Genomic DNA, 12,896 nt, shown 5'->3' with positions numbered 1-12,896 from the left:
GACCGCGCCGGGTCAGCGCATGATCTCGCCCGCGTTGACCAGGAGCGACTGGCCGGTGATGGCGCGGGCGCGGTCGCAGGCGAGGAAGATCGCGGCCTCGGCGACGTCGCCGTCGGTGGCCAGCTCCGGAAGGACGACCCGCTCGCTGAGACGTCCCACGACCTCCTCCCGCGGGACGTTCTCGCCGGTGGCGGTCCAGGTGACGTAGGCCTCCACCATCGGCCCCCACATCCAGCCCGGCAGCACGGTGTTGACCCGGATCCGGGACGGGCCGAGCTCCCGGGCCATGCTGTACATCGCGCTGGTCAGCGCGCCCTTGGAGGCGGCGTACGCGGCCTGCCGGACCTGGGACGGCGCGGCGATGGCGGACTGGGTGCCGACGATGACGACCGCGCCGCCGCGTTCGCGCAGCGCGGGGAGGCAGGAGCGGGTCAGCTGCAGTGTGCCGATCAGGTTGACGTCGATGACCCGGCGCCACTCGTCGAAGTCGGCGTCTTCCAGCCCGCCGAAGGACTGGTCCATGGCGGCGACGTGGATCACCGCGTCGATGCGGCCGAAGCGTTCGACGGCGAGCGCGGCGAGCGCGTCGCAGCGCTCGGGGTCGGCGATGTCGGTGCGCTTCCACGCGGTGGTCCCCGGGCGGCTCGCCTCGATCTGCTCGGCGGTCTTGACCAGGTTCTCCTGCGTGCGCGCGCCGAGTACGACGTTGGCGCCGTCGCGGGCCGCGGCCAGCGCGACGCGGTGCCCGAGACCCGGCCCGACGCCGGAGACCACGACGGTGCGTCCTTCGAGCAGCATGGCGAACCTCCCGGTAGCACTCCAGAAATATCTGACGATGCGTCAGAGTAGGGTCTCCGGCCGCAGGGTGCCAGGGTCGTGGGTGCCAGGGTCGTGGGTCCGGGAGTCGTGGGTGCGGGCGTCGTTCGCGCGGGAGGCGGGCGCGTCAGAGGCGGGTGACGCCGACCAGGGCCCAGAAGCGCTCCAGCGGTTCCGCCTCCGGCTCCTCGGTCACCGCGGTCGGGGCGCTGCCGCCCCAGAGCGCGCTCGAGGTGGCCCGCTCGGCGGCGAGGGCCTGGAGCGCGTGGGTGATCCACTCCTCCGACAGTGTGGGGACGAGGTCGCGCACCGGGCGCACCTGGGCCTGCCAGCGGCCGTCGACCGCGCGTCGCAGCAGCTCCTGGAGGTCCTCCTCCCAGCCGCAGGCGCGGACCAGTACGGGCGGGGAGAGGTGCAGGGCGGTTGCCAGGTCGCGGGTCATGGTCCGGTCGCCGGTCCAGCGCACCTCCAGCTTCGCGTACTCGCGCGGGGTGACCCGGATCCGGCGGGCCACCTCCTCCTGGGGCAGGTCCATGGCGAGTCGGTGGTCGCGCAGCGACTCGGCGCGTCCGCCCATCAGCTGGCCCGGCAGGCACCACAGCACCCGCGCGAGCGCGATCAGTTCGCGCTCGGTGGGGTGCGCGCCGCCGGTCTCCCAGGCGATGACCAGGGCGGGCGGCACGGGCATCGCGTACTGCTCGGCGAGCGAGCGGGCGACCAGGGCGGGGCTCAGTCCGAGGGAGGAGCGCACGGCACGGGCTGCCGCCGGCTCGAACGGAACCGGGACGGAGGAGGGAGGCGTGCGTCTCGGCATGAATCGGAGGCTAAAGGGGCAAGGCGGGTCGGCCCAGGCAACGATCGCACAAGGCATCCGTGGCCCCGGCGGTTCCGCCTGGAGCTTCCTCCGGAGCTTCCAGAGCTTCCTCTGGGCAGTTCCCGATATCTGACTTACCGTCAGCTCCATGACGGATTCGGATGACGCGGAAGAACTGCAGCGCTACACCGAGCTGGCCGCGCGCGGCCCCTACGGCGTCGCCATCGGCAGCGCTCTGATCACCATGGTCGAGCCGCTGCCGGGCCACGAGTACGCCTACAACCGTTGGTACGAGGACGACCACTTCTACGCGGGCGCGATGGCCATGCCGTGGATGTTCGCCGGGCGGCGCTTCGTGGCCCCCCGCGAGCTGCAACTGCTGCGGTATCCGGAGAAGTCGGCGGTCGCGGAGCCGGTCACCGCAGGGTGCTACCTCTCGGTCTACTGGGTCACGCAGGGCCGCCACGACGCGCACATGCGTTGGACGGTCCAGATCAACAAGCGGCTGAACCGGGACGGCCGCGTCTACCGCGATCGCACCCACGTCTTCACCGCCTTCCAGCAGCACGTCAGCACGTACTACCGGGACGGCGCGGCCGGACCGCGTGACATCCACGCGCTGGACCACCCCTACCAGGGGCTGGTGATGGAGGTCGTCGACACCGAGACGGCGGAGCAGCGGCGGCAGCTGACCGACTGGCTGATGGACCGGCACCTGCCCTCCCGGCTGCGGTCCGGCTCGCCGGCGGCGATGTGCACGATCTTCGAGCCGCTGCCGCTGCCGGTCGACCGGATGTCCTACGTGAAGCCCGTGGACGGGACGGACACGCGGCTGACGCTGCTCTGGTTCCTGCAGCAGGACCCGCGCGGCTGCTGGGACGCCTTCACCGGCCTGGACGGGGAGGTGGCCGGGGCGGTCCCGGGCGCGCGGGTGGAGCTGGTGGCGCCGTTCCTGCCGACCCTGCCGGGAACCGACGCCTACGTCGACGAGCTGCGCTGACGGGGCTGGGGTTCGGGCTGGGGTTCGGGATGCCCGGTGGGGGCGCGGCTGCCCCCGCCGGGCGACCAGGTCAGGCGCGGTCGAGGGAACCGGTGGCCACCTCGGCGAGGAAGGACTGCCAGGCCTCACGGGAGAAGGCGAGGGACGGCCCGGCCAGATCCTTGGAGTCGCGGACCATGACGGCCTCGGCGGGACGGGCGACCTCGACGCAGGCGTTGGCTCCGGAGTAGCTGGACTTGCGCCAGTCGAGGGCGCCGTCGCGGTGGTCCTCAGTGATCATTTCCATCTCCAGTCGGGAGGAGCGAGCTGACGATCCGCTGATCGCGTTTACGGGTGTCAGTCTGCCCACACCGTCCCGCCGCTGGGAACCGTCGACTGTCGGCGTTCACTCATCCGAAAGGATTTGACGAGTGAACCGCTGCTCTCGCCGGGCCGTGGTGTATTCTTCCGCGACTTCGCGATCACCGTGTGTGCAGTTTGGCGACCTTGTCCACGAGTTCGCGGGTCTGCTCCGGGCCGAGCGCCTGCGCCTGGAGGTGTTCGTAGAGCGTCGCGTAGGCGCGGACGTCCGACTCCTTCTCCAGATACAGGTCGCTGGTCACGCCCTCCAGGTACACCACCGTCGCGTCGGAGGCGTCGCGGTACTCCAGCACCGAGAAGTTCGCCGTCATGCCCGGGTGCGCGCCGACGCCGAACGGCAGCACCTGCACCGTCACGTGGGGCAGCAGGCTGGTCTCGATCAGCGCCTCCAGCTGCGCCCGCATCGTCTGCGGGCTCCCCACGACGCGGTGCAGCGCGGCCTCGTCGACGACCGCCCACAACCGCAGCGGCTCGTCGTTCTTGCGCAACAGGTCCTGACGCACCATCCGGACGTCCGTGCGCTTCTCGATCTGCGCCGGCTGGGCCTCCGGCTGGATGCCCGCGACCACGGCGTGCGCGTAGTCACGGGTCTGCAGCAGGCCGGGGATGAACAGCGACTCGTAGGTGCGGATGGAGACCGCCTCGGCCTCCAGGCCGATGTAGACGCTGTAGGGGACGTCGCCGAAGGCGTGCCACCAGCCGCGCTGCCGCGACTCGCGGGCCATGGTCATCAGGCCCTCGATCATCGCGGGATCGCTCACGCCGTAGACGTCGCACAGATCCCGAACGTCGCGCTGGCTGATGCTGCGACGTCCGTTCTCCAGACGGCTGATCTTCGACTGGGAGACCAGCAGCTGCTGCGCGACCTCCTCCGCGGTGAGGCCTTTCTGCTCGCGGAGTCGGCGGAGCTCGGCCCCGAGCCGACGACGGCGGACGGTGGGATTGACGCTGGCGGTTGACACGGTCTCTCCTGGGCATCGACGGTCTGGCACGCCCCTATAGCCAGCCAGGATGCCATCCCGACACGCCCTCATGTGGCGCAATCGGCCCGCTTCTTGACGGATTGGCTGAGAGGAGGAACGATTCTGCGCCCACAACTGCCGCTCCGGAGAGCTGGTCAGTGCGAGGAAACGGCGGCGAAGGGTGGTTCGCCGCCGCTTCCGCTCGTGTCGCGTGTCGCGCCTCGCGTGTCGTGCCTGTCGGATCCTGTCTCGCCGCGTGCCTGTCGTGCCGTGTGCGTGCTGTGTGCCGTGTGCCGTGGTGCCGTGTTCTGCCGCCCGGACTACCTGATGCCCGCGCGGACCATCCCGGTGACCACGGCGGGCCGGGCCGCCGGACGCGCGGCCGGACGGGCGGCGCCGCCGCCCGTGCGCACCTGCGTGGTCGGCATGCCGTTCTGCACGTCCATGACCGCGTGCGCGACCATGCCGCCGAGGGGGTCGTAACGGATCAGGTCGCGCAGGCGGGACCTGCAGGACCGTCCCTCGTTGCCCGGGTAGAGGTGCTTGCCGAGCCCGACCGAGTGGGCCAGGGCGGCGAGCGCGGCGGTGCGCGGGTCCGGGGGCACCCCGGTCCGGATCGCCGCGTCGAGGCGTTCCTTGATGGCACTGTTCGTGCAGTCGTCCGACGCCTGGTAACGGGTCGTCGGCAACACTCCGCACACCTGGCCCGGCACGGCCTTCACCATCTCGCACCGTTCCAGGTGCGCGAGATAGGTCTGGCGCAGGCCCAGTCGCGGGCCGCCGATCCACTGTACGGCGCGCACCGCGCTGCCACGTCTGCGCAGCAGTTCGAGCGCGTGATCGAGGGTCGGGTCGCCGGTCGGTCGCGGATTCACCACGGTGATCCGGTCCCCGTCCGGGACGATGCGTCCGGCCATGGCCAGCTCGACGAGCTGTGCTCCGGCCAGTCCGAGGTCGAGCGTCTGGGGCTGCGCCGTGGTACCCGTGGCCGGGTCCAGAGCGAGCAACAGCAGCTCCTCGGGAATTGTTCTGCGGCTCCTGCCCATCCAAGCCTCCCCGCGTGGATGCACAACAGAGTGACGCCTCTCACACCCCGCTGTCGAGAGGGCCTCGAATGTGACACCTCGCCGTGATCTTTCGGAACCGTCGGCAGGCGGCCTCTCGTCTGATCGTGCGGCCGGTCGGCGGCCTGGCGAGCGCGGATGTGCGCGCGGGTGCAGGAGACTGGTGCCAGGCAGAAGCGGCATGAGCATGAGCTAGAGGAGGCTGGGTTACGTGGGTGAGTCCCCCGACAGGTCGAACCGGACCGCGGGAGCGGAGGAGCAGCAGGAGGCGGAACGGTCGACAGCCGAGGCGGCCGAGGCGTCCGCGCCCGCTCCCACGGACTCACCCACCCGCACCCTCCGCCCGCGCGACGTGCGGGAGGAGCGCGAGGGGGCGGACGCGGAGCGCGCGGACGAGGCGGAGGGCGCGGAGGCTCCGGAGTCCGCCGAGCCGGAGGGGTCCGAGGAGGAGCCTGCCGAGTCCGAGGAAGCGCGGGAGGCGGCGGAGGCGGCGGAGGCGGCGGAGCCCAAGGTCGACGCCGAGACCCGCCTGCTGCGTGCTGCGGTGGTCGGGAAGGCCCCGGAGCGCGCGGCCGGGGCCGAGGACCCCGAGGCTGCGAAGCCGGAGGCCGCCGAGGACGGCGACGCGTCCGAGCCGGAGCCGGAACGGACGTCGGAGCCGGGTGCCGACGCTGAGACGCGCCTGCTGCGCGCCGCCGTGATCGAGAAGGCTTCGGAGGCGGCCGAGGCTGCCGAGCCCGAGAGCGCCGAGCCCGAGAGCGCCGAGCCCGAGTCGTCCGAGGACGGCGAAGAGGCGAAGCGCGAGGCGGGGGTCGACGCCGAGACCCGCCTGCTGCGCGCTGCGGTGATCGAGAAGGCTCCGGCGACGGCCGAGGCTGCCGAGCCCGAGACCGGAGAGGAGCCCGCCGAAGCCGAAGCCGAAGCCGAAGCCGAAGCCGAGGCCGACTCCGGCTCCGACGACGAGCCCGAGGCCGAACCCGAGCCCCGCCCCGCGCCGGAGGCGAAGAAGCCGCCGGTCGTAGCTCCGCCGCGATCCGTCGCGGACGAGGAGACGCGGCCGATGTCCGCGCTGCCGCCGCTTCCGCCGCCGCCGGGGCCGTCCCGGCCGGCGGGGCCCGGTGCCGCGTCCGAGCCCGTGCACGGCGCGCCGGCCGGGGCCGCGACCGCCGTCGCCGCCTCCCCGGAGACGACCGTCGAGGCGATGGAGGTGCTGGCCGGTCTCAGCGCCCGGCCGATGACGCCGGCACGGGTCGCCCTGCGGCGCGTGCGGCTCTACGGGGTGCTGCTGGTGCTGCTCGTGCTGGTCCTCGGCACGGTGCAGGTGCTGCGCCCGCTGCCGTCGCCGAAGTTGCAGCAGTCCGCGGTGGCGAACTACGCGTTCGAGGGCGGGCAGCTCTCGCTTGCCTGGCCGGTCAGCGGGCAGGCCGCGGTCTCCGTCCCGGGGCTCGGGATGATGGGCAGGAGCGGCAGCGGCAACCCGGTCCCGCTGGCGAGTGTGACCAAGATGATGACCGCGTACGTCGTCCTGCACGACCACCCGCTGAAGAAGGGTGAGCCCGGGCCGACGATCACCGTCGACCAGGGCGCGGTCAACGACTACAACTCCGGCAGCACGTCCGGCGAGTCGGTGCAGAAGGTCACGGCCGGCGAGAAGCTCAGCGAGTACCAGGCGCTGCAGATGCTGATGATTCCGTCCGCGAACAACATCGCCCGGCTGCTGGGGCGGTGGGACGCCGGCACCGACGTCGCGTTCGTGCAGAAGATGCAGGCCACGGCCGCGCAGCTGGGCATGACGCAGTCGACGTACACGGACCCCAGCGGTCTGGACGCGACCACCCGCAGCAACGCCGACGACCAGCTGAAGCTGGCCACCGCGGCGATGGCGGACCCGGTCTTCCGTGAGGTCGTCGGTACACAGTCCTTCAACTCGCCGGGCAACGGCCCGACTCCGAACACCAACACGCTCGTCGGCAAGGACGGCGTGATCGGGATCAAGACCGGCACCAGCACGGCGGCGCTCGGCAACCTGGTGTGGGCGGCGGAGCAGCCGGTGGGCGGCGTCGACCAGCTGATCGTGGGTGTGACGCTGAGCCAGCCGGCGCTCGGCAGCGGGCCGGGGCAGGGCATCCTCGACCAGGTGCTGGCCAACAGCAAGAAGCTGGTGCTCAGCGCCGAGCAGGCGCTCCAGGGGCACACGATCGCGCACAAGGGTGACGTGGTCGGCTACGTCGACGACGGGATGGGCGGCCGGACTCCGGTGGTGGCGACCGCGGACGTGCAGGTGGCGGGCTGGAGCGGGCTCTCGGTGGGCGTCTCGCTGCGGCCGCTGGCCGGGCAGGCCGTCCCGCACAGCGCAGCGGCCGGCACGGTCGTCGGCGAGCTCGTGGTCGGCAGCGGTCCCACGGCGCAGACGGTTCCGGTCGCGCTGCAGTCGGGTCTGACCGCTCCCGGGTTCGGCGCGAAGCTGACCCGCCTGACCTGACGAGCCGACCGCGCGTCGCTGACCGTGCGTCACATTCTGAGCGCGCCCGTCCCGACTGGGACGGGCGCGCTTTTACGTCCGGCCGAAGGTGTATCAACCGGACATAAGCCGGGGAAGGCTGACAAACCACTGGGGCAAATCGGGCAATTGGGCGAGGTGATTCTGTGAATCGTGTCAGTGCGGCGTGACGGACCTCTCAAAGCCTGGGTGCTGGCTTGAGGTTTCCCGTCCGATCTGCCTACGGTCACGCCCAGCCGCACTTAAGCGGAACTGACATCTCCGGAACGCCGAGTCCTGCCGCCGGGGAAGGTCAGTCGTCATCCGGACGAACACCACGGCAGGAGCGGGGGACCCAGGTAAGTCGCCGCGGAACGCAGACCGCGGCTCGGGGTGAAGCCGTGCCTACGCACGGCCGGGCTACTCCGGCCCGAACCCGACAGCTCACCTCGCAGGCGTGGGAGAGGACCAACCTCATGCTGTTCAGCAGCAAGGGTCGCCACCGCGCGCCCAGCTCCGCCCGCATCGTCTCCAAGCGCCTGGTCGCCACCGCCGGCCTGACCGGCGCCGGCATAGCGCTCCCGCTGGTCACCGCGACCGGCGCGCACGCCGCCACCGTCTCCACGTGGGACGCCGTCGCCCAGTGCGAGTCCACCGGCAACTGGTCCATCAACACCGGCAACGGCTACTACGGCGGACTGCAGTTCGACCAGTCCACCTGGGACGCCTACGGCGGCCAGCAGTACGCCTCCCGTGCCGACCTGGCCACCAAGGACCAGCAGATCGCCGTCGCCGAGAAGGTCCTGGCCAGCCAGGGTCCGAGCGCCTGGCCCGTCTGCGGCCCGCAGGCCGGCCTGACCCAGGGCGGCCCCGCGCCGGTCCTGAGCACCTCCGGCTCCTCGAGCTCCTCGAGCTCCTCGAGCTCCTCGAGCTCCGCCGGCTCGTCCACCGCCTCGGCCCCGTCGAGCAGCACCCCCGCCTCCGGCAGCTCCTCCGCCGGCGACGAGGGCTCCGAGTCCGCCCACACCGGCTCCTCGGCTCCGGCCGCCCACGGCACCTACACGGTCCAGCCGGGCGACTGGCTGTCCACCATCGCCGCGAAGAAGCACGTCTCCGGCGGCTGGCAGCGTCTCTACCAGATGAACAAGGCGGAGCTGACGAAGGGTCCGGACTGGATCTACCCGGGTCAGAAGCTGGTCCTCGGCGGCCACGCCTCCTCCTCGGCCCGCACCAGCTCGGACGCGACCGCCACGCACTCGTCCGCCACGCAGTCGTCCGCGTCGACCACGGCGACCACGACCTCCGCGGTCACCACCTCGGCCACCGCGGCGTCCGCGACCACCTCGGTCCCGCAGGGCGCGTCCGCCGCCGCGGCCTCGGCGATCGCGTTCGCCGAGGCGCACGTGGGCGACTCCTACGTCTACGGCGGCACCGGCCCGAACTCCTGGGACTGCTCCGGCCTGGTCCAGGCCGCCTACGCCCAGGCCGGCGTCAACCTGCCGCGCACCGCCGCCGACCAGGCGTCGACCACCACGATCATCCCCGTGTCCCAGGCCCAGCCCGGCGACCTGCTGTTCTGGTCCAACGACGGCAGCGCCGGCGGCGTCTACCACGTCGCGATCTACGTCGGCAACGGTCGTTTCGTCGAGGCCGCCAACCCGAGCTCCGGCGTCAAGTGGGAGACCATCTCCAACTACACCCCGGACTTCGCAGGCCGCATCGGCTGACGATCGCGATCTGCGGACATCTGCGGTAGTTCTCTCCTCACACGCCCGGAGTGCCGGACACCTTGTCCTGGTACTCCGGGTGTCGTGTCAGCCAGTCCCTGATGAACGGGCAGGTCACCTCGACGGTGACGCCCCGGCGGATGCCGTCCTCGAGGGCCGTCCTCGCCAGCAGCCCGCCGATGCCGAGGCCCTCGTAGGCGGGGCCGACGACGGTGTGCTGGTAGATGACGCGGTCGCCCTCCCGCACATAGGAGGCGAAGCCGACCAGCTCGCCCTCGATCCGCGCCTCGAACCGGTGCGCCTGTGGCGCGTCCGCGACCGTGACCTCCGCCTCGCTCGTGCTCATCCTCGCCGCCTCCTCCTCGGTCTGCCCTCGTCTTGCAGTCTCGACCATTCGAGCGGTGCGCGGGCGAACGGACACGCCCGTCGACCCGGGTCGACCCTGAAGACGTGCACATTCAAGCGGGGAGTGGAGTCGGGGGTGTGAGGGTGGTCTCCTTCGCGGAAGCCGATCAGGCGGATCGCGCGGACGACTCGACCGGGCCGCGCGGGCGGAGGGCCCCTGGAAAAGGCAGACGGCCCGAGCTGGGTGATCCCCCCGTGCCACCCGGCTCGGACCGGCAGTCCTGACGATATGGACACCGGTCCTAGATCCGTCCTAGGTTCGTCCTGATCAACACGTCATGTCCCGGCCGAGAACAGGCCGGGAACGCACGGGGAGCAGCGGGGAGCGGTGGGCACACGACAGGCGGACGTCGGGATGGGAGTCCTCGGGCCGCTGCGTGCCGAGGTCGCCGGCCGTGAGGTCGCGCTCGGCGGACCGCGCGTCGCCAAGGTGCTCGCGGCGCTGCTGCTCGACGCGGGCCGGACCGTTCCGATGGACCGCCTGGTCGACGTCATGTGGGACGATGGCGGGCCGGCCACGGCCGTGCGCCAGGTGCAGGACGCGGTCTCCGGTCTGCGGCGCGCCCTCGCCGAAGCGGGCGCCCCGGGTCTCGTGGTCACCCAGCACGGCGGCTACCAGCTCGGGCTGACGGAGCGGCAGCTCGACCTCCTCGCCTTCGAGCGGGCCCGGCGCGACGCCCGGGGCACCCCCGGGGACACCGTCGCCGCGCTGCGCCGCGCCCTCGCCTGCTGGCGCGGACCCGCCCTCGCCGGCCTCACCGGCGCCGCGCTGCGCGCGGAGGCGGAGCGGCTCGACGCGCTCCGCGTCGCCGTGCACAAGCAGTGCCTGGAGGGGGAGTTGGCCCTCGGCCGGCACCAGGAGGTCGTCGGAGAGCTGGCCGCCCTGCACGCCGGGCAGCCGCTGGACGAGCGGGTCGCCGAGCTGCGCCTGCTGGCCCTGTACCGCAGCGGCCGCCGCGGTGAGGCGCTGGAGGTCTACCAGCAGGTCCGGCGGCGGCTGGCGGAGGAGCTCGGCGTCGACCCGGCTCCGGAGCTGCAGCGCACCCACCAGGGGATCCTCATCGCCGATCCGGCGCTCGCGGCCCCGGAGGCCGACGCGGCGGCGGCGTCCGCGGCGTCCAGGCCTGCTGCGGCGTCCAAGCCTGCTGCGGCGTCGAAGACCGCTGCGGCCGCCCCCGCCGAGCCGGTCGTTCCGCGTCAGCTCCGGCCGGGGCTGCGGGACTTCACCGGCCGTCAGGTGCTGGTCGCACGGCTGCGCGAAGCGCTGGCCGACCGGGACGAGAGCAGCGGCGCGGCCACGGTCGCCGTGCTGGCCGGGCCCGGCGGCGCGGGCAAGACCTCGCTCGCCCTGCACGTCGCCCACCAGGCCGTGGACCGTTTCCCCGACGGGCAGCTCCAGGCCGACCTGCGCGGCTTCGGCGGCTCCCCGGCCGAGCCCGGTGAGGTCCTCTCCCGCTTCCTGCGCGGCCTCGGCGTCCCGCAGCGGCGCATCCCCGAGGACGTCGAGGAGCGGGAGTCGCTCTACCAGACCACCCTGGCCGGACGCCGGATCCTGCTGCTGCTCGACAACGCCCGCGACGCGGCCCAGGTCCGCCCGCTGCTGCCGGCCTCCGGCGGCTGCGCGGTGCTGGTCACCAGCCGGAGCACCCTGCCCGGGCTGGACGGCGCGCGCCGCTTCCCCGTCGGTGTGCTGCCCCAGGACGAGGCCGCCCGGCTCTTCGGCCGGATCGTCGACTCCGCGTCCGTCGAGGCCGAGCCGGAGGCCGTCACCGAGGTGCTGCGGCTGTGCGCGGGGCTGCCGCTGGCGATCCGCATCGCCGCCAGCCGCCTCGCCTGCCAGCCGGGCTGGAAGGTCGCGACGCTGGCCGCGCGGCTGCGCGGCCAGGGCAGCCGTCTGGACGAGCTCCACGTCGAGGACCGCGCCGTCCGCGGCTGCTTCGCCGTCGGCTACGACGCGCTGGAGCCCGCCGCCGCCCGCGCCTTCGCCGTCATGAGCGCCTGGGACGGTCCGGACTTCACGCCCGAGTCGGCGGCCGCCATGCTGCGGGTGCCGCTCGCGGAGGCACGCCGGCTGCTGGAGGCGCTCGCCCGCACCCACCTGCTCGAGGCCCGCCGCGGCGAGTCCGGCAGCGCCGAGCGGTACACCTTCCACGACCTGGTCCGTGTCTACGCGCAGGAGTGCGCGCGCGAGTCCTTCGCGGCCGAGTGCGGCCCGGCGGCGGAGCGCCTGGCGGCCTGGTACGCGCACGCCACCGACCACGCGTCCAACCTGCTGCACCGCGAGCACACGCTGCTGTGCGCCCAGGAGGACCGCCCCTGCCCCGGGGGCCTGCCCGGCTTCACCGACCGCGGCTCGTCGCTCGCCTGGTACCAGGACGAACGCGCCAACCTGAACGAGGCGGTGCTGCTGAGCGCCCAGGGCGAGCCGACGCCGGTCACCTGGCGGCTGGCATCCGCGATGCACATCTTCGCCGTGCAGAGCGGCAACTGGCGGTCCATCCGCTCGGTCAACCTGATCGGCCTGGCCAGCGCACGCCGCCTCGGCGACCACCGCGGGCAGGCCTGGATGCTGCTCGGCATCAGCATCTCCTACATCGGCATGGGCGACCTGGTGCTGGCCGAGCGCCGCGCGCTGGAGGCCCTGGAACAGGCGGAGCTCTCGGGCGACCGCAACGCCCACACCACGACGATGGCCCACGTGGGCCTGGTCATGCACCACCGCGGCCGCTACGAGGAGGCCGCCCACTGGCACGGCCTCGCCGTGGCCGACGGCCGCATGGCCGAGAAGCCGGGCCTGCTCGCGGCGACCCTCAACAACCGCGGCTACGCCTTCCACGCCCTGGAGCGCTATGCGGAGGCGGCCGAGTGCTACGACGCGGCCCTCGCCGTCCTGCAGGCATCCCCGGAGCCGATCCCCTATGTCGAGGCCGGCCTGCTGGACAGCCTCGGCCAGACCCGTCTGCGCCTCGGCCGCACTGAGGAGGCCGTGCTCGCCTTCCGCCAGTCCGCCACCCTCCGCGCGGAACTCCGCGACCTCGACGGCCAGGCCGCCACCCTCGACCGCCTCGGCGACCTCCACGCCACCTCCGCCCGCCCCGACGCCGCCCGCGCCGCCTGGACCGAAGCCCTCACCGCCCTCCACGGCCGCGACAACCCCCTCGCCCCCACCCTCGAAGCCAAACTCGCCGACCTCGGCGCCCGCCACTGACCCGCGACCACGCTGCGCCCACCGCCCCTCCACTCCGCGTCCGCACCGCCCGGTGATCCGC

The 12,896-nt window shown here is 72.9% G+C and carries 10 protein-coding genes and 1 riboswitch; of the genes, 4 read left to right on the top strand and 6 right to left on the bottom strand.

The window, feature by feature from the left end; all coding sequences use genetic code 11:
- Window positions 1-12: 12 nt before the first annotated feature.
- Complete coding sequence (locus TR48_RS25265) at window positions 13-798, bottom strand: SDR family oxidoreductase (RefSeq protein ID WP_042371300.1); 786 nt, start codon at window positions 796-798, stop codon at window positions 13-15.
- A 145-nt stretch (window positions 799-943) separates the two neighbouring features.
- The gene (locus tag TR48_RS25260) at window positions 944-1,630 is read right to left on the bottom strand and encodes a helix-turn-helix domain-containing protein (RefSeq protein WP_042371297.1); all 687 of its coding nucleotides are present in this window, start codon (window positions 1,628-1,630) and stop codon (window positions 944-946) included.
- Between the two features lie 148 nt (window positions 1,631-1,778).
- Here TR48_RS25260 and TR48_RS25255 point away from each other — a divergent pair, with 148 nt between their 5' ends.
- On the top strand, window positions 1,779-2,630 hold the full coding sequence (locus tag TR48_RS25255; RefSeq protein ID WP_042371295.1) for a hypothetical protein: 852 nt from the start codon (window positions 1,779-1,781) through the stop codon (window positions 2,628-2,630).
- A 70-nt stretch (window positions 2,631-2,700) separates the two neighbouring features.
- Here TR48_RS25255 and TR48_RS25250 read toward each other — a convergent pair whose 3' ends face one another.
- From TR48_RS25250 to TR48_RS25240, 3 genes are all read right to left on the bottom strand, one after another.
- Window positions 2,701-2,910 carry a DUF397 domain-containing protein gene (locus TR48_RS25250; protein WP_152628174.1) on the bottom strand — a complete coding sequence of 70 codons (210 nt, stop codon included), beginning with the start codon at window positions 2,908-2,910 and terminating at the stop codon, window positions 2,701-2,703.
- Window positions 2,911-3,091: 181 nt separating this feature from the next.
- Entirely contained in the window at window positions 3,092-3,952 is an 861-nt protein-coding gene (locus TR48_RS25245; protein WP_042371291.1) for a helix-turn-helix domain-containing protein, read from the bottom strand.
- Window positions 3,953-4,272: 320 nt separating this feature from the next.
- A complete protein-coding gene (locus tag TR48_RS25240) occupies window positions 4,273-4,998 on the bottom strand; it encodes a GOLPH3/VPS74 family protein (protein ID WP_042371289.1) in 726 nt (241 codons plus the stop codon).
- Window positions 4,999-5,227: 229 nt separating this feature from the next.
- On the opposite strand from TR48_RS25240, the gene TR48_RS43590 reads away from it, so the two are divergent.
- On the top strand, window positions 5,228-7,498 hold the full coding sequence (locus TR48_RS43590; protein WP_052442991.1) for a D-alanyl-D-alanine carboxypeptidase family protein: 2,271 nt from the start codon (window positions 5,228-5,230) through the stop codon (window positions 7,496-7,498).
- A 314-nt stretch (window positions 7,499-7,812) separates the two neighbouring features.
- Window positions 7,813-7,966, top strand: a riboswitch (cyclic di-AMP (ydaO/yuaA leader).
- Window positions 7,967-7,971: 5 nt separating this feature from the next.
- Window positions 7,972-9,222 carry a transglycosylase family protein gene (locus TR48_RS39765; RefSeq protein WP_063771057.1) on the top strand — a complete coding sequence of 417 codons (1,251 nt, stop codon included), beginning with the start codon at window positions 7,972-7,974 and terminating at the stop codon, window positions 9,220-9,222.
- Between the two features lie 37 nt (window positions 9,223-9,259).
- On the opposite strand, the gene TR48_RS25225 is transcribed toward TR48_RS39765, so the two are convergent.
- Window positions 9,260-9,568, bottom strand: a complete 309-nt coding sequence (locus tag TR48_RS25225) for a GNAT family N-acetyltransferase (RefSeq protein WP_042371287.1) — start codon at window positions 9,566-9,568, stop codon at window positions 9,260-9,262.
- A gap of 387 nt (window positions 9,569-9,955) precedes the next feature.
- On the opposite strand from TR48_RS25225, the gene TR48_RS25220 reads away from it, so the two are divergent.
- Window positions 9,956-12,835 carry an AfsR/SARP family transcriptional regulator gene (locus TR48_RS25220; RefSeq protein ID WP_152628172.1) on the top strand — a complete coding sequence of 960 codons (2,880 nt, stop codon included), beginning with the start codon at window positions 9,956-9,958 and terminating at the stop codon, window positions 12,833-12,835.
- The last annotated feature ends 61 nt before the right edge of the window (window positions 12,836-12,896 follow it).

It is taken from the genome of Streptacidiphilus neutrinimicus, from assembly GCF_000787815.1.
Lineage (GTDB): Bacteria > Actinomycetota > Actinomycetes > Streptomycetales > Streptomycetaceae > Streptacidiphilus > Streptacidiphilus neutrinimicus.
The sequence above is the reverse complement of the archived record's forward strand: the minus strand, read 5'-3'. Positions and strand labels throughout refer to the sequence as shown.

Bases quoted from the DNA above. Each gene is read 5' to 3' on its own strand.
- TR48_RS25250 (WP_152628174.1), bottom strand. From the start codon at position 2,910: ATGATCACTGAGGACCACCGCGACGGCGCCCTCGACTGGCGCAAGTCC.
- TR48_RS25265 (WP_042371300.1), bottom strand. From the start codon at position 798: ATGCTGCTCGAAGGACGCACCGTCGTGGTCTCCGGCGTCGGGCCGGGT.
- TR48_RS25255 (WP_042371295.1), top strand. From the start codon at position 1,779: ATGACGGATTCGGATGACGCGGAAGAACTGCAGCGCTACACCGAGCTG.
- TR48_RS25240 (WP_042371289.1), bottom strand. From the start codon at position 4,998: ATGGGCAGGAGCCGCAGAACAATTCCCGAGGAGCTGCTGTTGCTCGCT.
- TR48_RS25225 (WP_042371287.1), bottom strand. From the start codon at position 9,568: ATGAGCACGAGCGAGGCGGAGGTCACGGTCGCGGACGCGCCACAGGCG.
- TR48_RS39765 (WP_063771057.1), top strand. From the start codon at position 7,972: ATGCTGTTCAGCAGCAAGGGTCGCCACCGCGCGCCCAGCTCCGCCCGC.
- TR48_RS25260 (WP_042371297.1), bottom strand. From the start codon at position 1,630: ATGCCGAGACGCACGCCTCCCTCCTCCGTCCCGGTTCCGTTCGAGCCG.